The sequence below is a fragment of the Amycolatopsis sp. CA-128772 genome, assembly GCF_002904295.1.
In the GTDB taxonomy this organism is placed as follows: domain Bacteria; phylum Actinomycetota; class Actinomycetes; order Mycobacteriales; family Pseudonocardiaceae; genus Amycolatopsis.
Genome location: NZ_PPHG01000079.1, coordinates 27,277 through 47,018 on the forward strand (window position 1 = coordinate 27,277; position 19,742 = coordinate 47,018).

At 71.1% G+C, this 19,742-nt stretch carries 21 protein-coding genes; 15 read left to right on the top strand and 6 right to left on the bottom strand.

Annotated elements, in window-relative coordinates; all coding sequences use genetic code 11:
* Nucleotides 1-39 precede the first annotated feature (39 nt).
* Genes tsaB through tsaD form a run of 3 tightly spaced genes read left to right on the top strand, consistent with a single transcriptional unit; the run spans nucleotide 40 to nucleotide 2,227 of the window.
* Nucleotides 40-705 (top strand): tRNA (adenosine(37)-N6)-threonylcarbamoyltransferase complex dimerization subunit type 1 TsaB, encoded by a 666-nt coding sequence (gene tsaB / locus C2L59_RS32415; RefSeq protein ID WP_103353397.1) that lies wholly within the window; start codon nucleotides 40-42, stop codon nucleotides 703-705.
* Nucleotides 702-1,181, top strand: coding sequence for a ribosomal protein S18-alanine N-acetyltransferase (gene rimI / locus C2L59_RS32420; RefSeq protein WP_103353348.1), 480 nt, complete (start codon nucleotides 702-704; stop codon nucleotides 1,179-1,181). Before tsaB ends, rimI begins: the two co-directional genes overlap by 4 nt.
* Nucleotides 1,181-2,227 (top strand): tRNA (adenosine(37)-N6)-threonylcarbamoyltransferase complex transferase subunit TsaD, encoded by a 1,047-nt coding sequence (gene tsaD, locus C2L59_RS32425; RefSeq protein ID WP_103353349.1) that lies wholly within the window; start codon nucleotides 1,181-1,183, stop codon nucleotides 2,225-2,227. Before rimI ends, tsaD begins: the two co-directional genes overlap by 1 nt.
* A gap of 28 nt (nucleotides 2,228-2,255) precedes the next feature.
* Here tsaD and wecB read toward each other — a convergent pair whose 3' ends face one another.
* The 3 genes from wecB to C2L59_RS32440 form a co-directional block, all read right to left on the bottom strand.
* On the bottom strand, nucleotides 2,256-3,407 hold the full coding sequence (gene wecB / locus C2L59_RS32430) for a non-hydrolyzing UDP-N-acetylglucosamine 2-epimerase (RefSeq protein WP_103353398.1): 1,152 nt from the start codon (nucleotides 3,405-3,407) through the stop codon (nucleotides 2,256-2,258).
* 143 nt (nucleotides 3,408-3,550) lie between these two features.
* On the bottom strand, nucleotides 3,551-3,727 hold the full coding sequence (locus tag C2L59_RS32435; protein WP_103353350.1) for an LPXTG cell wall anchor domain-containing protein: 177 nt from the start codon (nucleotides 3,725-3,727) through the stop codon (nucleotides 3,551-3,553).
* Between the two features lie 11 nt (nucleotides 3,728-3,738).
* Nucleotides 3,739-4,506 carry a choice-of-anchor P family protein gene (locus C2L59_RS32440; RefSeq protein WP_103353351.1) on the bottom strand — a complete coding sequence of 256 codons (768 nt, stop codon included), beginning with the start codon at nucleotides 4,504-4,506 and terminating at the stop codon, nucleotides 3,739-3,741.
* A gap of 382 nt (nucleotides 4,507-4,888) precedes the next feature.
* Between C2L59_RS32440 and xrtP the strand changes: the two genes are divergently transcribed.
* Nucleotides 4,889-5,377, top strand: coding sequence for an exosortase P (gene xrtP, locus C2L59_RS32445; RefSeq protein WP_103353399.1), 489 nt, complete (start codon nucleotides 4,889-4,891; stop codon nucleotides 5,375-5,377).
* Nucleotides 5,374-6,750, top strand: coding sequence for a glycosyltransferase family 2 protein (locus C2L59_RS32450; RefSeq protein WP_103353352.1), 1,377 nt, complete (start codon nucleotides 5,374-5,376; stop codon nucleotides 6,748-6,750). Before xrtP ends, C2L59_RS32450 begins: the two co-directional genes overlap by 4 nt.
* Before the next feature lie 22 nt (nucleotides 6,751-6,772).
* Here C2L59_RS32450 and C2L59_RS32455 read toward each other — a convergent pair whose 3' ends face one another.
* Nucleotides 6,773-8,638: an N-acetylmuramoyl-L-alanine amidase gene (locus tag C2L59_RS32455; RefSeq protein WP_103353353.1), complete on the bottom strand. Its 1,866-nt coding sequence runs from the start codon at nucleotides 8,636-8,638 to the stop codon at nucleotides 6,773-6,775.
* A 98-nt stretch (nucleotides 8,639-8,736) separates the two neighbouring features.
* Between C2L59_RS32455 and C2L59_RS32460 the strand changes: the two genes are divergently transcribed.
* The 3 genes from C2L59_RS32460 (at nucleotide 8,737) to groL (ending at nucleotide 11,423) form a co-directional block, all read left to right on the top strand.
* Nucleotides 8,737-9,222: a hypothetical protein gene (locus tag C2L59_RS32460; RefSeq protein ID WP_103353354.1), complete on the top strand. Its 486-nt coding sequence runs from the start codon at nucleotides 8,737-8,739 to the stop codon at nucleotides 9,220-9,222.
* Between the two features lie 204 nt (nucleotides 9,223-9,426).
* Entirely contained in the window at nucleotides 9,427-9,720 is a 294-nt protein-coding gene (gene groES / locus C2L59_RS32465) for a co-chaperone GroES (RefSeq protein ID WP_004559922.1), read from the top strand.
* Nucleotides 9,721-9,809: 89 nt separating this feature from the next.
* On the top strand, nucleotides 9,810-11,423 hold the full coding sequence (gene groL / locus C2L59_RS32470; RefSeq protein ID WP_103353355.1) for a chaperonin GroEL: 1,614 nt from the start codon (nucleotides 9,810-9,812) through the stop codon (nucleotides 11,421-11,423).
* A 147-nt stretch (nucleotides 11,424-11,570) separates the two neighbouring features.
* Here groL and C2L59_RS32475 read toward each other — a convergent pair whose 3' ends face one another.
* The gene (locus C2L59_RS32475; RefSeq protein WP_103353356.1) at nucleotides 11,571-11,891 is read right to left on the bottom strand and encodes a WhiB family transcriptional regulator; all 321 of its coding nucleotides are present in this window, start codon (nucleotides 11,889-11,891) and stop codon (nucleotides 11,571-11,573) included.
* Between the two features lie 230 nt (nucleotides 11,892-12,121).
* On the opposite strand from C2L59_RS32475, the gene C2L59_RS32480 reads away from it, so the two are divergent.
* From C2L59_RS32480 to C2L59_RS32500, 5 genes are all read left to right on the top strand, one after another.
* The gene (locus C2L59_RS32480; RefSeq protein WP_370444804.1) at nucleotides 12,122-13,027 is read left to right on the top strand and encodes a MerR family transcriptional regulator; all 906 of its coding nucleotides are present in this window, start codon (nucleotides 12,122-12,124) and stop codon (nucleotides 13,025-13,027) included.
* A gap of 188 nt (nucleotides 13,028-13,215) precedes the next feature.
* Nucleotides 13,216-14,241, top strand: a complete 1,026-nt coding sequence (locus C2L59_RS49380) for a hypothetical protein (RefSeq protein WP_233223800.1) — start codon at nucleotides 13,216-13,218, stop codon at nucleotides 14,239-14,241.
* Between the two features lie 131 nt (nucleotides 14,242-14,372).
* Nucleotides 14,373-14,969 (top strand): response regulator transcription factor, encoded by a 597-nt coding sequence (locus C2L59_RS32490; RefSeq protein ID WP_003073605.1) that lies wholly within the window; start codon nucleotides 14,373-14,375, stop codon nucleotides 14,967-14,969.
* Between the two features lie 373 nt (nucleotides 14,970-15,342).
* Nucleotides 15,343-15,915 carry a sigma-70 family RNA polymerase sigma factor gene (locus C2L59_RS32495; RefSeq protein ID WP_026468912.1) on the top strand — a complete coding sequence of 191 codons (573 nt, stop codon included), beginning with the start codon at nucleotides 15,343-15,345 and terminating at the stop codon, nucleotides 15,913-15,915.
* Nucleotides 15,916-16,851 (top strand): anti-sigma-D factor RsdA, encoded by a 936-nt coding sequence (locus C2L59_RS32500; RefSeq protein WP_103353358.1) that lies wholly within the window; start codon nucleotides 15,916-15,918, stop codon nucleotides 16,849-16,851.
* Nucleotides 16,852-17,045: 194 nt separating this feature from the next.
* Here the strand turns inward: C2L59_RS32500 and C2L59_RS32505 are convergent, their stop codons facing one another.
* Entirely contained in the window at nucleotides 17,046-17,441 is a 396-nt protein-coding gene (locus C2L59_RS32505) for a DUF5319 domain-containing protein (RefSeq protein WP_199199366.1), read from the bottom strand.
* 129 nt (nucleotides 17,442-17,570) lie between these two features.
* On the opposite strand from C2L59_RS32505, the gene guaB reads away from it, so the two are divergent.
* Nucleotides 17,571-19,082 carry an IMP dehydrogenase gene (gene guaB / locus C2L59_RS32510; RefSeq protein WP_103353360.1) on the top strand — a complete coding sequence of 504 codons (1,512 nt, stop codon included), beginning with the start codon at nucleotides 17,571-17,573 and terminating at the stop codon, nucleotides 19,080-19,082.
* 143 nt (nucleotides 19,083-19,225) lie between these two features.
* On the top strand, nucleotides 19,226-19,735 hold the full coding sequence (locus tag C2L59_RS32515) for a hypothetical protein (protein ID WP_103353361.1): 510 nt from the start codon (nucleotides 19,226-19,228) through the stop codon (nucleotides 19,733-19,735).
* Nucleotides 19,736-19,742 lie beyond the last annotated feature (7 nt).

A 19,742-nucleotide genomic window follows, 5' to 3' on the forward strand; every position in this document is an offset into this window, starting at 1 on the left:
AGCAAGCGGCCGAAGACGCTGGTCGTAGGCTGGGACACCGTGTTGGTACTGGCGATCGATACCTCGACCCCGGCGGTGACCGCCGGCGTCGTCGAGCTGGACGGCGATTCGGTCGAGACGCGCGGTGACCGCGTCACCGTCGACCCCCGCGCCCACGGCGAGCTGATCACGCCGCACGCGCTGGCCGCCGCCGAGGCCGCCGGCGTGACCCTCAAGGACCTCGACGCGATCGTCGCCGGCGTCGGCCCCGGGCCGTTCACCGGCCTGCGGGCCGGGATGGCCACCGCCGCCGCGCTCGGGCACGCCCTCGGGCTGCCGGTGTACCCGGTGTGCAGCCTCGACGCGCTGGCCGCGGACGTCACCTCGGGCGGCGACGCCTTCCTCGTCATGACCGACGCCCGCCGCCGTGAGGTCTACTGGGCCGCCTACGACGCCGACGGCCGGCGCACCGACGGCCCGCACGTCCAGCGCCCGGCCGACGTCGAGACCGACGTCAATCGGGCGGCCGGCGACGGCGCGCTGCTCCACGCCGCCGCGCTCGACGTCCAGCCGATCGAGCCGCGGTTCCCGTCGGCCGCCGGGCTGGTGAAGGCGGCTGGGAGCGCGTTGCTCGCTTCGGCTCCGCCGGCCCCGCTGACGCCGTTGTACCTGCGTCGTCCCGACGCCGTCGAGCCCGCCGCGCCGAAACGGGTGACCGCCCCGTGAGACTCGGGCCCCTGCGCCGCATGGACATCGCCCGGTGCGTGGAGATCGAGCAGATCCTGTTCCCGGGCGACGACCCGTGGAGCGCCCGCGCGTTCCACTCGGAGCTGGACGCGGGCAACTTCTACCTCGCCGCCCGCCCGGACGAGGGCGACGAGCTGCTCGGCTACGCCGGGCTGGCCGTCGTCGGGCGCCGGCGCGGTGAGTACGAGGCGACCGTGCACACGATCGGCGTCGCGCCCGAGTACCAGGGCCAGGGCATCGGCACGGCGCTGCTGCGGGCCCTGCTGGTGCGGGCCGACGAGTTCGAGGCGCCGGTCTTCCTCGAGGTCCGCACGGACAACACCACCGCGCTCGCCCTGTACGAGCGCCACGGCTTCGAACGGCTCGGCATCCGGAAGCGCTACTACCAGCCTTCCGGCGCCGACGCGTACACGATGGTCCGCCCGGCGCGGACGCGAGACGGGGTGGCGGGCTGATGGCACGCATCATCATGGGTATCGAAAGCTCGTGCGACGAGACCGGCGTCGGGCTGGTCCGGCTGCACGACGACGGGACCGTCGAGCTGCTGGCGGACGAGGTCGCTTCGAGCGTCGAGCAGCACGCGCGGTTCGGCGGGGTGGTGCCGGAGGTGGCCAGCCGGGCGCACCTCGAGGCGATGGTTCCGACCACTTCCCGCGCCTTCGCCACGGCGGGCTTGTCCATGTCTGATGTGGACGCCATTGCCGTGACGGCCGGGCCGGGGCTGGCGGGTGCGCTGCTGGTCGGCGTGTCGGCGGCCAAGGCGTATGCGACTGCCTTGGATGTGCCGTTGTACGGGGTCAACCACCTTGCTGGGCACATTGCTGTGGACACGCTGCAGCATGGGCCGTTGCCGTCGCCTTGTCTCGCGCTGCTGGTTTCCGGTGGGCACACGCAGTTGCTTCGGGTGGACGACATCGCGTCGTCGATCACCGAGCTGGGGTCCACTGTGGACGACGCTGCGGGGGAGGCTTACGACAAGGTTGCCCGGGTTCTCGGGCTGCCTTATCCGGGTGGGCCGCCGATCGACAAGGCGGCCAAGAACGGGAATCCTTCGGCGATCGCTTTTCCGCGGGGGATGACCGGGCCTCGTGATGCGGCGTTCGATTTTTCCTTCTCCGGGTTGAAGACTGCGGTGGCTCGGTGGGTTGAAGGGGCTGCGCGGCGGGGGGAGGAGATTCCCGTGGATGATGTTGCGGCTTCGTTCCAGGAGGCTGTTGCCGATGTGCTGACGGCCAAGGCGGTTCGTGCTGCGAAGGAGCAGGGAATCGGCACCATGGTGATTTCCGGTGGTGTTGCTGCTAACTCGCGGTTGAAGGAGCTGGCTGCGGAGCGGTGTGCTGTGGCGGGGATTGAGCTGCGGGTTCCCCGGCCGCGGTTGTGTACGGACAATGGGGCGATGATTGCTGCGTTGGGGGCTCATGTGGTGGCTGGGAAGCGTCCTGCTACGCCGCTTGATTTCAGTGCCAATCCGGCTTTGCCGGTGAATGTGGTTTCGCTTTAGTGGCTGGTCCAGCCGCGCAGGTGTCGTGCTACGAAGCCGTTGCGGGACTGACCGTCGGGGCTCGTACGCCCAGTAGCTCCTCGATTGCCGCCACCGCCAGGGTTGCCGCGTTTCCCTCGCCGTAGGGGTTTCCGATCTGGGCTGGGCGTAGCTCTCCGCTCAGTAACCTTGCCGCCAGGTTGGCGATGCGCTCTGTTTCCGTTCCCGCCAACCATGCGCAGCCCGCCTCCACCACCTCCGCGCGCTCCGTCACGTCTCGCAGCACCACCACCGGTGTTCCGAATGTGGGGGCCTCCTCCTGGATGCCGCCCGAATCCGTCAGGACCAGCGATGCCAGGCGCAACGCGCGGACCAGGTCCGGGTACTCCAGGGGGTCCGTCACCGTTACCCGGGGGAGGCCGGCCAGTGCCGCCTTCACCTGGGCCTGGACCTGGGGGTTCGGGTGGGCCGGGAACAGCACCTGGACGTCCGGGTGCTCGGCCACGATCAGCTGGACCGCCGCCAGGGTGCGCTCCAGGGGCTCGCCCCAGGATTCGCGGCGATGCGATGTCACCAGCACCAGGCGCTCGCCCGCCTCCGCCAGCTCCATCTCCAGCAACGCCAGCGCCGTGTCGCGGGCCGGGAGGTCGCGGGCCGCTATCTCCAGGACCGCGTCGACCACCGTGTTGCCCGTTACCGCTATCTGTTGGCGCGCCACGCCTTCCGAGCGCAACGCCGCCGCCGCGCCCAGGGTGGGGGCCAGGTGCAGGGCCGCGATGCGGGACACCATCTGGCGGGCGCCCTCCTCCGGGAACGGGGCCGCCAGGTCGTGGGTGCGCAGGCCAGCCTCCAGGTGGACCACCGGGATGCCCAGCCAGAACGCGGCCAGCGCGCCCGCCAGCGTTGTCGTCGTGTCGCCCTGGACCACGAGTGCGGCCGGGCTGTGGCGGCGCAGGGTCTCGTCCAGCGCCGGGAGCAAGCCCGCCACCAGCTCGGCCTGGCCGCCGGTGACCCTCGGTGGCACGTCCAGCCACACGTCCACCGCCAGGCCGAACGGCTCCAGGGCCTGCTCGACCATGCCCGGGTGCTGGCCGCTGTGGACCACGACCGGGCGCAGTGCCGGGTGCGCCGTCAGGGCCAGGGCCAGCGGCGCCAGCTTGACCGCCTCCGGCCGCGTACCGGCCAGCAACATCACTTCCACCCCGCGCCGCCCCTTCTCCACGTTGTCCAGTGTCCAGCAGATTTCCCGCCCCCGACGCGCCAGGTGTCCGGGCGGTGTCCAGGCTGTGTCATTCCCACCTCGAGGCCGCCGGCGTGCGAGGGGCACACGCCGGCGGCCCGCGGTCACCGCGCCCGGGAAAGGCGGCGGTTGCGGCGGTGGACGGCGACCAGCGCGATCGTCCCGAGCAGGACCAGGAGCACGCCGACGGCCAGCCACCACCCGATGTCGGCGCCGGTGGCGGCGAGGGTGCCCACCCCGCCACCGGCCACGCCGACCCCGGCGCCCGGCATCTTGTACATCCGGACCTCGCTCAGGCCTGCGCGGAACGGCGGCGGAAGATGCGCGTGCCGACCGGCATCGCGACGGCGCCGAGCAGCCCGAGCCCGATCCACAGGCCCGCACCGGACGCCAGCGGCATCGGCGGCGCGGCCGGGCCGCAGGTCGCCGACGACACGACCACGTCACCCGAGCCGAGGGCCTTGAGCCCTTCGCCGAGCAGCTTCACGTGGACGGCGTTGACCGTGAGGCTGCCGTCCGGGTTCTTGACCTGCTCGTTCAGCGTGATCGTGGCGACGTTCAGCGCGCCGAGGCCGACCTTGATCTGCGTGTTCGCGGCCGGGGCCGCGTCGACCGCGCCGACGCTGCCGAGGTTCGCGCCGACCAGTTTCGTGCTGCCTTCGACGCCCTTCTGCGTCGCGGTGCAGACGGCTTCGACGAGCTTGATGCCGACGTCGCCGAGGGCCGCCTTCAGCAGCGGCAGTGCGACGTCGGCGGTGCTCGCCTTCGCCGTCGCCGCACCGGAATTCTCGTCGCGCTTGGCCTCGGTGTTGATCGCCCCGGCCTTGAGGATGCCGGTCAGGTCGACCTTCGCCAGGCTGCTGCTCGTCGGCCCGGCGGTGTTCGCGGCGGCGAACGGGCCTGCCTTCACCGCGTCCTGGCCGAGCAGTTTGACGTCGACCTTGACGCCGTACGCGGATCCGTCGCCGGGAGCCGCCGAAGCGGGGGCCGCGCCGGCGAGCACGACGCTCGCCACGACCGCGGCGAGCAGCCCGCCACGGCGCACGAGGGAGCTCTTCATCAAGTGGTCCTCCGAATTCGCTGGATTTATCGGGGGGTGCGTGACGGCGGCGCGGATCGAACCGGCTTGCCTGGGACTCGGCACGCGGATCGACTATCGCGAAGAGCGGCCGGAATAGCACACGAAATTTCCCGAATCACCGGATCGGGTAAGGCTCGGCATTGTTTTCGCAGGTCGGTTCGACATCACTCGAACGGCGTAACAAGTTCCGCGAAGGATCAGCCGATTGGGGCGGTCTTTCCATCCCTCCGGGTGGAAATGCGTGGCACACATGTCCTACGCTCGCCCGGGTCCCCCACTCGATCGGGAAAACCACACCGAGAGGAACGTCGTGGCGGTAGCGAGCGCTCCGAATTCAGGAATGACACGGTTTCCGCTGGTCATGGCGCTGGTTGCGCTGGCCGCCGCGGGGGTCGCGGTGGTGCTGGCCGAGCGGCTCTACCGCGAGCTGGAAGTGCGGCTCGCCGGCGCGATCCTCGACCTGTTCACTACATCAGGTGTTTATGTGGCACCCGATCGGGAGTCCGTTTACTTTGGGTTGACCAGCGCTACGCCGTTCGGGTTGCGAATGACGCCGGAATGTTCTTCGGCGTTCCTTTTGCTCCCGCTGCTCGTTGTGACGATGGCCATGCTGTACTTCCGGCCGTCGAATGCGCGACGGCTGTTCTTTTCGCTCGGCATTTCGGCACTCGTCGTCGTGCTGGTGAATCAGCTGCGCATTCTCACCATCGTCGGGCTCGTGCGCGGCTTCGGCACCGACGAGGGCTACTACTGGGGCCACACGCTGCTCGGCTCGATGGTCAGCGTGTTCGGCGGGGCCGTCTCGATCGTCCTGTTCGTCTGGCTGGCCACGCGAAAGAAGAAGGCATGAGCGTCAAGGTCCTGCTGGCGATCACGCAGGCGTTCGCGCTCACCATGAGCGTGGCGTTCCTCGTCTACGTCGTGGTGATCGTGGTGCCGTACCTGCGCCGCAAGCCCGGCCCGGTCGGCGACCCGGCCGGCTTCACCTGGCACTTCTTCGTGCCGTGCCGCGACGAGCAGACGGTCATCCGCGAGACCGTCCGCTACCTGCGCACCACCTTCCGCCGGGCGCACGTCTGGGTCGTCGACGACGACTCGGAGGACCGCACCGCCCGCGTCGTCCGGATGCTCTGGCGCCGTCACGGCGGCTACGACCCGTACCTGCACCTCGTGCCGCGCGTGCGCCCCGAAGCCCGGACCGGCAAGGGGGACGCGCTGAATGCGGCGTACCGCGCCCTGAACGACTGGATGGGCCCGGGCGCGAGCCGTGATGACGTCGTCGTGGTGGTCGTCGACGCCGACGGCCGCCCGGCGCCGAACTGCCTGGAGGTCTGCGCGGCGGACCACCTCTTCGGCGACCCGGAGGTCGGCGCGGTCCAGCTCGACGTGTGGATGGGCAACGCGAGGACGCCGCCGCCCTCGCGCAACCCGGCCGGCCGCTGGTTCGGCCTCAAGCTCGCGCAGCTGCAGGACCTGGAGTTCCGCACGGCGATCGCGGCGATCCAGACTTCGCGCGGGTTCACCGGCACGATCTCGATGGGCGGCAACGGCCAGTTCACCCGCCTCACCGCGCTCGACTCGATCGCGGGCGACGCCGGCGAGCCGTGGCGCGGGTCGCTGCTGGAGGACTTCGAGCTCGGCGTCCACCTGCTCACCGCGGGCTGGCGGACCGGGTTCACCCCGGATTCCCACGTGTCGCAGGAGGGTCTGTACAGCCTGCGGCGGTTCCTCGTGCAGCGCACGCGGTGGGGGCAGGGCACCATGCAGTGCGCCCGGTACCTGCGGCGGATCTGGGACTCCCCGCACGTCAGCACGCTCGGCGCGGCGGAGATGATGTACTACCTGGCCCAGCCGTGGCTGCAGCTGCTGGGTTCGCTGCTCTACCCGATCCCGTTCGTCCTGCTGCTGGCCGGCACCGCGGGCGACCCGGCGCAGATGTGGACGTGGTTCACCGGCGGTGCCTGGATCCTGTTCGCCATCTACGGCTCGTTCGGGCTGCTGCCGTTCCTCGTCTGGGGCCCGATCTACCAGCTGAAGTGCCTGCGCAGCAAGAACATCCTGCGCGGGCTGGGCATGGGCCTCGCTTACGCGGCCTACATCTACACGTTCTACGTGACGTCGTGGCGCGCGCTGTTCCGGCTGGTCCGCGGGCGCAACGGCTGGGCGAAGACGCGCCGCAACACCGAACAGGCGACCGGGGTGAAGGTCGCGCTCGACGCCTGAGCGCGACCTCCGCCCGCGGCCGTCAGAACGCCGGGAGGATCCGGACGTCGTCCGCCTTGACGAAGGCGATCCGGTGCCCGAACTGGATCTGGACGTACTTCAGCTTGCCCTTGACCACCACGTGGTCGGCCACGTCGAAGGTGGTCGCCCAGTAGTACTCCGACCCGACCACACCGCCCGACGAATACTTCTGGCCGGCGGACAGCGTGTAGGGCAACGGCGTGATGGCCTGGACGGTCACGTTCGCCGGGTAGGCCTCCGGCTCCGGGTAGGCGCGGCCGTACACCGGTACCGAGGCGAGGCCGGGCTTCGGCGTCACGACCCGGCCGATCGCGGGCTTCGCGACCCGGGCGGTGCGCGGGTTGTGGAACCAGCCCTTCTGCCCGAGGTACCAGATCGCCGTCCAGTCACCGCGGACTTCGGCGACGGAGTACTGCTGCCCGGTGGCCACGCGGCTGCCGACGTCGGCGACGTCCATCGTGGACGCCGAGCCGTCGGGATGCAGGCCCGCGTCCTTCAGCAGCGGCGCGGACTCACTCGGTTCCGAGTGCAGCACGACCGCCTCCGAGCCACGCGGCGTGCACGGCGTCCCCGGGCTGTCGCAGCCGGTGAACGCGGGCTGGTTCTTCGCGAAGGCCGGGTCGATGGTGACCAGCGACGAGCCGGGCAGGCCGAACCCGCCGAGCGGCGCGCCCAGCAGGTCGAAGTAGTGCGACCAGTCCCAGTAAGGGCCCGGGTCCCAGTGCATGCCCTTGATCGTCGACGGGACGGTGCCCGGCACGTTGTCGTGGCCGATGATGTGCGCGCGGTCGAGCGGGATGCCGTACTTGCGCGCGAGGTAGCCGACGAGCTTCGCGCTCGAGCGGTACATGGCCTCGGTGTACCAGGTGCCCTTCGCGGCGAAGCCCTCGTGCTCGATGCCGATCGACTTCGCGTTGACGTACCAGTTGCCCGCGTGCCAGGCGACGTCCTTGGTCGGCACGTGCTGCGCGATCAGGCCGTCGGCCGAGCGGATGGTGTAGTGCCAGCTCACGTACGTCGGGTCCTGGGCGAGGTCGAGGACGTTGGCCCAGTAGCCCTCGGTGTCGTGGATGACGATGTGGTCGATCTTCTGGCTCTCCGGCCGGTTCGCGAGGTCGTGGTTGCCGTAGTCGTTGCCCGGCAGCTCCTGGTAGGGCGCCGGCACCGACTCGCAGGTGACCCGCCGCGGGCACTCGACGTCCGCCGGCGTGGTCTCGGCGTGCTGCGGGACCACCAGGTCCGGCGTCGCGCCCAGGGTGACCTGCTGGCCGTCGTCGGTGGTCCGGGCGATGCCGGCCTTTACGGTCTCGAAGACCTCGTCGGCGAAGGTCCGCGCGGCGGCCTGGTCGGCCGAGCCGCTGTAGCGCGCGACAGCGTCGTACCAGTCGCCGCCGGCGTGGTACTTCGCGAGCAGGGCGGCGCCACCGCGGATGTTCTGGGCCGGGTCGGAGCGCAGCGTTCCCGCATCGGTGTGCAGCAGCTGCGCGGCCTCGTCGACGGTCTGCAGCGTGGGCGGCGGCGCGGCCGGGCCGGCCTGCGGGTGCCTTGCCGGGCGGGCGTCGTCACCGCGCGGGTCTTCGCTGCCTTCGTCGTGGTGAGTTCCGGCGACACCGGCTTCGCGCAGGTCGGTGAGGTGCATCGGGCCGTAGCCGGCCGAGGTGCTGGGCGTGCCGGCGTTGGCGTCCCAGCGGGACTCCAGGTAAGAGACGCCGAGGAGGATGTTCTCCGGGACACCGAACTCGCTCGCGGCCGCGGCGAAGTCGCGTTGGCGCTGGCTGGTGGTGTCGGCGTGGGCCGGGGAGGCGAGGCCGGTGAGGAGGGCGACGGCGGCGGCCGCGGCCGCCGTTCTCGGGATGGGGCGGGACATGGGCATGAACCCCCAAGGTGCAGGTGCCAGAGGTGAGAACCTAACCAGAAACCCACGCCCGGGGTAGAGCCGGTCCGGTGGATCCCTGAAGTGCTCCCATGCCGGTCTGGGTGACGATCATCACGGCGGTTCTGGGGTCGACGGTGCTGTCCGCGGTGGTCAGCTCGGTGGTCACCTACCGCCTCAAAGGTCGGGAAGAAGCGAGGCTCGGTGCCTCCGCGGAGCTGGAACGCCAGCTGCGGACGGCCGAGCTGTTCGTCAAGCTCATGGACCGGGCCAACGCCCGGGGCGAGGCGGTGCTCGTGGAGCCGGTCGCCGAGGCCGTGGCTTCGCATCCCGGGTTCGCGCAGGCGTTGGCCGGGGGCGATCTGGAACGGGTGAAGGCGCTGGCGAAGGTGGCCGTGGTGAACGGTCCCGTCGGGGGCGCCGCGCAGATCGCGGCCGCCGAGCTGGTCGCATCCCTGGCCGATCGGCACGAGCAGCTGCGGTCGGCGGCCCGGCTGGGGCTGGCCGAGGTGGGGGAGTCGGTGCCGGAGGTCGATGTCCGCGGGTGGGGCGCGCGGTGGGATGCCGCTGGGCGGTGAGATGGTTTCCCCGGTGGTGAAAGAGCCGGTCAGGTGGTCGGCGGGCTTTCGTCCACCTCTGGTGGACCCTCCTTGCACGACTGGCACTCACGTGGCTAGAGTGCTAATCGCACGGCCCGACAGCCCCGGCACCCGCGACGGCGGGGGTGGTAGAGCCGTAACCACATCCTGCCAACGCTTTCGACGACCGTGGAGGTCAACCCGGTGAGCGTGAACATCAAGCCGCTCGAGGACAAGATCGTTGTCCAGACGAGTGAGGCCGAGGAGACGACCGCTTCCGGCCTCGTCATCCCCGACACCGCCAAGGAGAAGCCCCAGGAGGGCAAGGTTCTGGCCGTGGGCCCGGGCCGGATCGACGACAAGGGCAACCGCGTCCCGCTGGACGTGAACGTCGGCGACGTCGTCATCTACTCCAAGTACGGCGGCACCGAGGTCAAGTACAACGGCGAGGACTACCTCATCCTGTCCGCCCGCGACGTGCTGGCCGTCATCAACTGACGTCCGCTCGCAGCGCATGACGCCCCGGGCCCCGCAAGACCGGGGAGCGGGGCGTTCTTGCGTTCAACGAAAGGTAAGCGGAACACGCTATGCCCAAGCAGATCAGTTTCGACGAGGACGCTCGTCGCGCGCTGGAGCGCGGGGTGAACAAGCTCGCCGACGCCGTCAAGGTCACCCTCGGCCCGCGCGGTCGTCACGTCGTGCTCGACAAGAAGTTCGGCGGCCCGACCATCACCCTCGACGGTGTCACCGTCGCGCGTGAGATCGAGCTCGACGACCCGTTCGAGAACCTCGGCGCGCAGCTCGCCAAGAGCGTCGCCACCAAGACCAACGACGTCGCCGGGGACGGCACCACCACCGCGACCGTGCTCGCGCAGTCGCTGGTGAAGGTCGGCCTGCGCAACGTCGCGGCCGGTGCCAACCCGACCTCGATCGGCCGCGGCATCGAAGCCGCCGCGGAGAAGGTCATCGAGGTCCTCAAGGCCAAGGCCACCCCGGTCAAGGGCCGCAAGGACATCGCCCAGGTCGGCACCGTGACCTCCCGTGACGCCAACATCGGCGCCCTGCTCGGCGAAGCCGTCGAGAAGGTCGGCGAGGACGGCGTCATCACCATCGAGGAGTCGTCGACCCTGGCGACCGAACTGGTGATCACCGAGGGCGTCCAGTTCGACAAGGGCTTCCTCTCGGCGCACTTCGCGACCAATCCGGAGGAGCAGAAGGCGATCCTCGAGGACGCCTACATCCTGCTCGTCCGCGAGAAGGTCTCGTCGCTGGCCGAGCTGCTGCCGGTGCTCGAGAAGGTCGTCGAGGCCAAGAAGCCGCTGCTGATCATCGCCGAGGACGTCGACGGCGAAGCGCTGTCCACCCTCGTGGTGAACTCGCTGCGCAAGACGATCACCGCCGTCGCGGTCAAGGCGCCGTTCTTCGGCGACCGCCGCAAGGCGTTCCTGGACGACCTCGCGGTCGTCACCGGTGGCGAGGTGATCTCCGCGGAGATCGGCCGCAAGCTGTCCGACGTCGACCTCGGCGCGCTGGGCAAGGCCCGCCGCATCGTCGTCACCAAGGACGACACCACGATCGTCGACGGCGACGGCTCCAAGGACGCCATCTCCGGGCGGGTCGCGCAGATCCGCAAGGAGATCGAAACCACGGACTCCGACTGGGACCGCGAGAAGCTGCAGGAGCGGCTCGCGAAGCTCGGCGGCGGCGTGGCGGTCATCAAGGTCGGCGCGGCCACCGAGACCGAGCTGAACGAGCGCAAGCACCGCATCGAGGACGCCGTGGCATCGACCAAGGCGGCCGTCGAGGAGGGCATCCTGCCCGGCGGCGGTTCGGCGCTGGTCCACGCGGTCAAGGAGCTCGAGGACGGCCTCGGCCTGACCGGTGACGAAGCCACTGGCGTCCGGATCGTCAAGGACGCGCTGGTGGCCCCGCTGTTCTGGATCGCGACCAACGCGGGCCACGAGGGCGCGGTCATCGTCAACAAGGTCCAGGAGCAGGGCTGGGGCCAGGGCTTCAACGCCGCCACCGGCGAGCTCACCGACCTGCTGGCCGCCGGCATCGTCGACCCGGTCAAGGTGACCCGGTCCGCGGTGGCGAACGCCGCCTCGATCGCGCGTCTCGTGCTGACGACGGAGTCGTCGGTCGTCGAGAAGCCGGCCGAGGAAGAGTCCGCCTCGGCGGGCCACGGCCACTCGCACTGATATCGACGGGAACGGGGCGGTACTCCTCCGGGAGTGCCGCCCCGTTTTCGTCCGCCTCAGCGTCGCTTTCACGTGAAAGCGACGGATCCCGGACGGCACGAAGGGCGGCACCCCACCCGGTGCCGCCCTCCGATGTCCGTGGTGCGCTCAGCCGCCCGACATGCTGAGTGTGCGTTTGTCCGACTTGATGATGTGCTCCCGCTCGGACTCCGAGAGCCCGCCCCAGATGCCGTACGGCTCGTGCACCGCCAGCGCGTGGCTGCGGCACATCTCCAAGACCGGGCAGCTCAGGCAGACGGCTTTCGCTCTGGCCTCCCGTCGTGCCCGCGCCGGGCCGCGCTCGCCGTCCGGGTGAAAGAAGGACGCACTGTCCATCCCCCGGCACGACCCTTCGAGCTGCCAGTCCCACATGTCGGCGTTGGGTCCTGGGAGCCTGCGCGTGTCTGCCATCCTGACCGCCTCCGTCATTCGGTCGATGCCGCTAGCTGCTCTGCTGTGGTGCCGATACTCCATTCGGTGCAACGGCCGTAACGTTAGAAGCGCGCCAATAGTTGTTCAAGCGATTCGGTTCGATTCAGCCGTTAGGCATCCCCCGGATGTGTGAGCAGGGCTTTCGCCTCCGGTTGCCGACCGCGCTGGGTGCCTGGATATTGAGCCTCGTGGGAGCTGGGTCGGGCACCGATGAACCCACCCTGCCGGTGGCCTCGGTCGCCCGCCGGCTCGGGGTCGCGCCGTCCACCCTCCGAACCTGGGACCGCCGCTACGGACTGGGCCCCAGCCGGCACACCGACGGCCGCCACCGCCGCTACGGCAGCTCCGACATCGGCCGCCTCGAACTGATGCAGCGCGCGCTCCTCAGCGGCGCGTCGACGGCGGAGGCCGCGCGCTACGCCCTCGAGCAGATCCCGCGTTCCGGCCCGCCCCAGCCGGACGAGCCGGGTGAACCCCCCGCGGCCTCGGTCGCCGACGACGGCCTGGAAGTCCGGTCCCGCCTGGCCCGCCGGCTGAGCACCGCGGCGCTGGCCATGGACGTCGGCGCGGTGCAGCGGATGCTCGCCGACACCATCGCCGAACTGGGCGTCCTCCCGGCGTGGGCGGGCGTGATCGAGCCGGTGCTGTCGGCCCTCGGGGCGCGCTGGCGCGGCGCCAGCGCGGGCGCCGAGGTCGAGTACCTGCTCGCGGAGTGCGTGTTCGCGGCGCTGGTCCGGGCGACCCCGGTGCTGGACGAGCCGCGCAACACCCGCCCGGTCCTCCTCGGCTGCGTCCCCGACGAGCGCGACTCGATGCCGATGTACGCACTGGCGGCCTCGCTGGCCGGCCGCAGGATCGGTGCGCAGCTGTTCGGCGTGCCGCTGCCGGCGGAGGTCCTGGCGGTGGCGGTACGCCGCAGCGCGCCCGCGGCGGTGGTGCTGTGGGCGAACGGCCGCGGAGTGGCCGACACCCGCCTGTTCGCCAGGGTGTCCCGCGGCCGCCAGCGCAGCCGCCTGTTCGCCTGCGGCCCGGGCTGGGACCCATCGGGGCTGCCGGACAAGGTGGAGCTGCTGACGGATCTGCCATCGGCGGCGGACCGCATCGAGCACGTGCTCGTGGGCGCGCATCGGTAGCGGTTGTCCACAGCTTGACCCCCGATGTGGACAGCTTCGGCGGCCCGAGCCGCGATCCGCCGGTTCTGTCGCAGCCCGCCGATAGGCTGGAACCGGGGGGCGCCCCCGGGACGGATGGGGCACGACGGTCCGGGGCGTGGCGGTAGTTCGATCATGTTTTTGTCGGTGTGAACCGCTAGAAAGGACGGGTGCACGAACCCGCCCTGAGGGCCGCCGCGTTCGGGGATGACCCGCGCCCGGACCCCGCCGCCGTGCGCGGCGGCGGGAGCCCGCGCGAACGGCTGCTTGCCGCCATCGTGCTGGGCGCCCAGGGGAGGTACGCCGCGGCTGCCACCCTGCTCGGCCGCCTCCGGCAAGACCGCGACCCGGTGACGGCCTCGCTCGCCGCCAGCACCCTCGCCTCGCACCGGCGGCAACTCGGCGGCCATTGGCAGGCCCGCGGGCTGGACGGCGAAGCCTTCTCCAAGGTTGCTCACCTGGCGATCGGGGATGGCTCGGGTGGTGGTGGGGAAGTCGCCCACCCGGCCTCCGGGCACCACCCCGCCGGTGGGGAAGTCGCCCGACTGGCGACCGGGGATGGCCCCGCTGGTGAGGAAGTCGCCCGACTGGCCACCGGGCATGGCCCCGCCGGTGCCGAAGCTGCCCGCCCGTTCACCGGCCAAGACCCCGACGGCCTAGACGCCCCCGGCGCAAGAGCCGACGCCCTCCTCGGCCTCGCCGCCGACAACCTCGCCCTCGGCCGCCTCCCTGCCGCGCGGCGGCTTGCCCAGCGGGCCTCCGCCGAGGATCCCCGGTGGCGGGCCACCGTCCGCGGCGGGTGGGTCGGGGCCGAAATCGCCCTCGCCGCAGGTCAGGGCGCCGAGGCCGTGCCGCACGCCGAGCGTGCCCTGGAAACCGCGCTCGCCCGAGGCGCTCGGCGGCACGTCGTGAAATCCCGGATTGTGCTGGCCGTGGCCCTGCGGGCGGCCGGCGCGCCCGATCACCGGCAGATTTCGGACGACCTTGTCGGAAATGCAATGGCGACGGCGGAGGAATGCGAACTGCTTTCACTTTCGTGGCCGGCGGCCCTCGTTGCGGCCGACCTGCGCCCAGGACACGCCGAGGAGTATCGATTCAGAGTGGCGCAGGTGTTGCACGCAGTGTTACGAAGCGCAGATCCTTGCGGGAGGAGGGTTGCGGGGGAATCACCATGGGTCCCCGTCCCGGGTGGTTGAGCCGTCGGAATGGGGTGTTCCGGCATCCGGGCTAAGAAGTTTCAAAAAAAGCCACCGGATCGTGTCAAGGTTCGGGCTAAAGCGTCCGATAGGGGAAGAGGAATGTCACCCGGCTGCAGGAAGGAAACCCCGTGACGACGGTCTTGATCTGCGACGACCGACGCAGTGTCCGTGAAGGGCTCACCCGAGTGATGTCCGCGGTCCCTGGGGTCAGTCGCATCGACTGCGTAGCGCACGGTGACGAGCTGCTGGCCCGGTACTCCCGTCAGCCCGTCGACGTCGTGCTGGTCGGGACGCAGCGCGCGGTCCCGACGGGTGTCGAAGCCACCCGGCGGCTCGTCTCGGCCAACCCCCAGGCGAACGTCATCGTCTTCGGCGCCCCGGACGACGCGGGCAGCATCGCCGCCGCGATCGCCGGCGGTGCCCGCGGCTACCTCCGCTGGGACGCGTCCCGGCCGGAGCTGGTCGCCGCGCTGGCCCACACCCTGGCGAGCACCTCGGTGCCCGCGCCCCGTCAGCCGTCCGACCCGGGCGTCCAGCTGACCGAGCGCGAGCTTCAGGTGCTCCGCGGGATGAGCCAGGGCAAGAGCAACGGCCAGATCGGCCGCGAGCTCTACCTGTCCGAGGACACGGTCAAAACCCACGCCCGGCGGCTGTTCCGCAAGCTCGGCGTGCGCGACCGCGCGCAGGCCGTGGCGCACGGCTTCCGCCGCGGCCTGGTCAGCTGACCTGCTGCTCTCCCCGTTCCTGACACGGCCGGTTCACAGGTGACGACGGGCCAGGGCGCACCGCCCTGGCCCGTACCTGTGTGGTCCCCATCACAAACCGGCGCCGCCCGGCGGCCGACCGCCGCCCGGCACCGTCCTCCGACGGTTCTCGTACCCGCGACGCCGTTCGCTCGTTGAACCGGCGACGTCGACCGCGGATCAGCACGACAATCCGTATTTCCGCGGCTCCGGCCGCTGCGGCACGCCGGGGACCACCGTGCGCGCCGCACGGGGCCGGGCCGCAGGTACGGTAGCGGTCACCGGTGCGCGGTGGAGGCGACCACGGGCCGGGTTCTTTGCCCACCTACACGTAACACTGGGACTGTTGTCTGCGATGGCCAATGTGGGGGATGGACTGGATGAACCGGTCGCCGCTGCTGTCGAGGGAGATCCCCAGGCAGTCGAGCGGTTGCTGGCTGCTATCCGTCCACTAGTGGTGCGGTATTGCCGCGCTCGGGTTGGCAGGCAGGAGCGATCGTTCGCTTCGGCGGACGACGTTGCGCAGGAGGTGTGTCTCGCGGTGCTAACGGCCTTACCCTCGTACCGCGATCAAGGCCGCCCTTTTCTGGCCTTCGTCTACGGGATCGCCCAGCACAAGGTGGCCGACGCGCACCGCGCGGCGGCGCGCAACCGGGCCGAGCCGGTGGCCGAGATCCCCGACGAGGTCGAGGGCGGGGTCGGCCCCGAGCAGCGGGCGCTGCAAGGTGAACTGAACGAGCGGATGTCCCAGTTGTTGCAGGTGCTGCCGGACAAGCAGCGGGAGATCGTGGTGCTGCGCGTGGTCGTCGGCCTGTCGGCGGAGGAGACCGCGGATGCGGTGGGCTCCACCCCCGGCGCCGTCCGCGTCGCCCAGCACCGCGCCCTCGCGCGGCTGAGAAAGGTCCTGGCCGCGGAGGAGGTGATCTGAGTGACCGGTCACGAGAAGAGATTCGAGCCGGATGACGTTTTCGGCAGTGGCCTGACGGCGTCGGAGGCGGAGTTCGCCGCCGACCTGTCGGCCGTGCAGGCCGACGACGCGCTGCTCGACGCGCTCGGCGGGTCCGACCCGGCGCTGGCCGACGGTCTCGGCGACCAGGAGCTCAACGCGTTGCTGGTGGCGTGGCGAAGAGACATCGACAGCGAGCCGCTGGCCGAGCTCGTCGATGTCGACACCGCCGTGCGGACCGTCAGCACCGCCGCGCTGGCGAAGCGGCACGCTTCGAGCGGACGCCGCCGCCGGCTGCTCGTCCCGGTCGCCGTCGCCGCCGCCGTGCTGGCGATCGCGTTCACCGGCACCGGGCTGGCCGCGCGCTCCGCGCAACCCGGCGACACGCTGTGGGGCCTCGCGAAGGTCCTCTACTCCGACCACACCCGCTCGGTCGAGGCGGCCGCGACGGCCAAGCTCGACCTCGAGAAGGCCAACCTGGCCATCGCCGGCGGCAACCTGGACGTCGCCCGCCAGGCCCTCCAGGACGCCCAGGCCGCGCTGTCGCAGGTCACCGACGAGGAGAACCGCGACCAGCTGATGGAGCAGCACCGGCAGCTCGCCGCCCAGCTCCAGAACCCCGAAGCGCCGGTCCAGGGCCCGATCCAGACTTCGATCCCGCCGGTCTCACCCGGCGCACCCACGACCCCGGCCCCGCCGGCCGGCTCGGCATCGTCCCTCCCCGGCAGCGGCAGCGGCACCACGAGCCTCCCGGGCAGCGTGACGCCGACGCCGACACCCCCGCCGCCGACCACCACTCCGCCGCCGACCACCACCCCGCCCCCGCCGACCACCACCGGTGCGACGGGGAACGAGCCGGGCACGCCGCGCAGCGAATCCGCGGGTGGCCAGTCGCAGGGCGTCGGCGAGACGCCGTAACAGGAGTTCTCCCCGGCAGTGGTGCCATGACCTTGCCGGGGAGCGCGACGTTGGCGGCCACGAGGCCGGCTCACCGAGCAGCGGCAACCCCGGCAGCTGTCATCGCGGCTCGCGCGGCGGGACGACACCACCGCAGTCACGGAAAAGCCCTGGTGAGGAAACTCACCAGGGCTTTTCCATGTCCGCGGAGCTGCTCAATAGGCGCTCTCGTTGGCGGTGACGCCGTCGGCGAAGCCGCGGCAGTAGTCCCAGCTCACGTAGTCGCCCGGGTTCGGGTCGTAGGCCGGCTCGTGCGGGCGCATGCGGCCGTCCGCGAGGAGCTGCTCGAGGCTGGCTCGCAACAGGTGCCAGTCGTGGTAGTGCGGTTCGTCGCATTCGCCGCAGTCGACCACGATGCCGCGTACCCCGCGGGGTTCGAGCAGGGCCTGGTAAACCGCCAGATCCGAGAGATCGGCCAGCAGTTCGGTGCGTTCGGAGTCGCTGATCGGCTCGTCCAGCCGGTCCTCGGGGTCTCCGAAAGCGCGGGCCGGGTCATCCGGGTCGTCCGCGAACGGGTCTGGAGGCAGGACATCGTGCGCCACGGCCAGCACGGTACCGGGCGGCCCCGCCGGCCCGCCCACCGCCCGGGGCGGGCGGCGCGCGGTGGATATCATGAGGGGAAGGCTCCGAGTCGCCACAGCGACACGCTCATCCCGCGCCAGGAAGGCCCTTCACCCGCTATGACCAGCGACGGCACCACCGCCCCCGTTCCGGCCAAGTTCGCCATGCTCGGCCTGACCTTCGACGACGTGCTGCTGCTGCCGGCCGAATCGGACGTCGTTCCCAGCACCGTCGACACGAGCTCCCGGCTGACCCGGAACATCACCCTCGGCGTCCCCCTGGTGTCCGCCGCGATGGACACCGTCACCGAAGCCCGGATGGCCATCGCCATGGCCCGCCAGGGCGGCATCGGCGTCCTGCAGCGCAACCTGCCGATCGACGAGCAGGCCGCCGCGGTCGAGGTCGTCAAGCGCTCCGAGGCCGGCATGGTCACCGACCCGGTCACCTGCGCTCCGGACGCGACGCTGGCCGAGGTCGACGCCCTGTGCGCCAAGTTCCGCATCTCCGGCGTGCCGGTCACCGACGCGGCCGGGACGCTCGTCGGCATCATCACCAACCGCGACATGCGGTTCGAGGTGGACCACAGCCGCCCGGTGTCCGAGGTCATGACCAAGCCGCCGCTGGTCACCGCGCAGGTCGGCGTCTCCGCGGACGCCGCGCTCGGCCTGCTGCGCCGGCACAAGATCGAGAAGCTGCCGATCGTCGACGGCGCGGGCAAGCTCCGCGGCCTGATCACGGTCAAGGACTTCGTCAAGACCGAGCAGTACCCGAAGGCGACGAAGGACCCGGACGGCCGGCTCATCGTCGGCGCCGCGGTCGGCGTCGGCCCGGACGGCCACCAGCGCGCGATGGCGCTGGCCGACGCGGGCGTCGACGTCCTGATGGTCGACACCGCGCACGGGCACTCCCGCGCGGTCGTCGACACGGTCGCGCTGCTGAAGAAGGAGCTCGGCGACTCGGTCGACATCGTCGGCGGCAACGTCGCGACCCGGGCCGGCGCGCAGGCGCTGGTCGACGCGGGCGCGGACGGCATCAAGGTCGGCGTCGGCCCCGGCTCCATCTGCACCACCCGGATCGTGGCGGGCGTCGGCGTGCCGCAGATCTCGGCGATCTACGAGGCCGACCAGGCCGCGCGCCCGGCCGGCATCCCGGTGATCGGCGACGGCGGCATCCAGTACTCCGGCGACATCGCGAAGGCCATCGCGGCCGGCGCGTCCACGGTGATGCTGGGCAGCCTGCTCGCCGGCACCGCCGAGTCGCCGGGTGACCTGATCCTGGTCGGCGGCAAGCAGTTCAAGGTCTACCGCGGGATGGGCTCGCTGGGCGCCATGCAGTCCCGCGGCCAGGGCAAGTCGTACTCGAAGGACCGCTACGCCCAGGACGACGTGCTCAACGAGGACAAGCTGGTCCCGGAGGGCATCGAGGGCCGCATCCCGTTCCGCGGCCCCCTGGCCAACGTGGTGCACCAGCTGGTCGGCGGCCTGCGCGCCGGCATGGGCTACGCAGGCGCCGAGACGATCGCGCAGCTGCAGGAGGCGCAGCTCGTCCGGATCACCGCGGCCGGGCTCAAGGAGAGCCACCCGCACGACATCACGATGACGGTCGAAGCGCCGAACTACACGACCCGCTAGATCTTTTCCGCTACCCAAAGCAGCGTGGCCCGCACTTCGGACCGGTCCGAAGTGCGGGCTTCTCGCTGTGTCACCGTGACCTAGCGTGCTTACGGTAATCGGTCTATCGCCTTGCGTGGCCGTCGTGGTGTGCACTAGGACACATGACGGTCCTGCGCAGGGTGTTCTTCACGGCCGTCGCGCTCGTGTCGCTGTTCCTCGGCGGTGTCGTCTGCCTGATGTGCCAGGTCTTGGCCGGGCGGGACGCGCCGACGTACCGCGTCGAGGGGCACGTGGTGTCCCACACGCGCGGCGCGCTCCCGGTGGGCGGCAACGAGGACGCGGTGAGCCACTCCATCGCGGTCGACGCCGATGACCGGAACTTCCGCGTCACCGCGGTGGACCCCGGCCTGGACCTGCCGACCGGCCAGCCGGTGACGCTCGACGTGTCGACGGCGGACGGCAGCATCGCCTACCTGCGGGCCGGCGGCGGCGTGGTCGACCTGCGCCAGGGCGTCGTCCGGCCGGTGCTGCTGATCGTCGCCAGCCTGCTGGCGCTGGGAGCGGTGTACTTCGGCGCGGTCCGGCTGAACGTCTACCCGCCGGTGGCGACCTGGCTGGCCCTCGCGCTGGGCGCCATTCTCGCGCCGGTCGCCGTGTTCGTGCGGGTGTAGACCCCCG

Coding starts and splice junctions, on each gene's coding strand:
- C2L59_RS32435 (WP_103353350.1), bottom strand. CDS start 3,727: ATGTACAAGATGCCGGGCGCCGGGGTCGGCGTGGCCGGTGGCGGGGTG.
- C2L59_RS32460 (WP_103353354.1), top strand. CDS start 8,737: ATGCCGGTCTGGGTGACGATCATCACGGCGGTTCTGGGGTCGACGGTG.
- C2L59_RS32450 (WP_103353352.1), top strand. CDS start 5,374: ATGAGCGTCAAGGTCCTGCTGGCGATCACGCAGGCGTTCGCGCTCACC.
- guaB (WP_103353360.1), top strand. CDS start 17,571: ATGACCAGCGACGGCACCACCGCCCCCGTTCCGGCCAAGTTCGCCATG.
- groL (WP_103353355.1), top strand. CDS start 9,810: ATGCCCAAGCAGATCAGTTTCGACGAGGACGCTCGTCGCGCGCTGGAG.
- C2L59_RS32440 (WP_103353351.1), bottom strand. CDS start 4,506: ATGAAGAGCTCCCTCGTGCGCCGTGGCGGGCTGCTCGCCGCGGTCGTG.
- xrtP (WP_103353399.1), top strand. CDS start 4,889: ATGGCGCTGGTTGCGCTGGCCGCCGCGGGGGTCGCGGTGGTGCTGGCC.
- C2L59_RS32515 (WP_103353361.1), top strand. CDS start 19,226: ATGACGGTCCTGCGCAGGGTGTTCTTCACGGCCGTCGCGCTCGTGTCG.
- C2L59_RS32475 (WP_103353356.1), bottom strand. CDS start 11,891: ATGACGGAGGCGGTCAGGATGGCAGACACGCGCAGGCTCCCAGGACCC.
- C2L59_RS32495 (WP_026468912.1), top strand. CDS start 15,343: ATGGCCAATGTGGGGGATGGACTGGATGAACCGGTCGCCGCTGCTGTC.
- C2L59_RS32455 (WP_103353353.1), bottom strand. CDS start 8,638: ATGTCCCGCCCCATCCCGAGAACGGCGGCCGCGGCCGCCGCCGTCGCC.
- tsaD (WP_103353349.1), top strand. CDS start 1,181: ATGGCACGCATCATCATGGGTATCGAAAGCTCGTGCGACGAGACCGGC.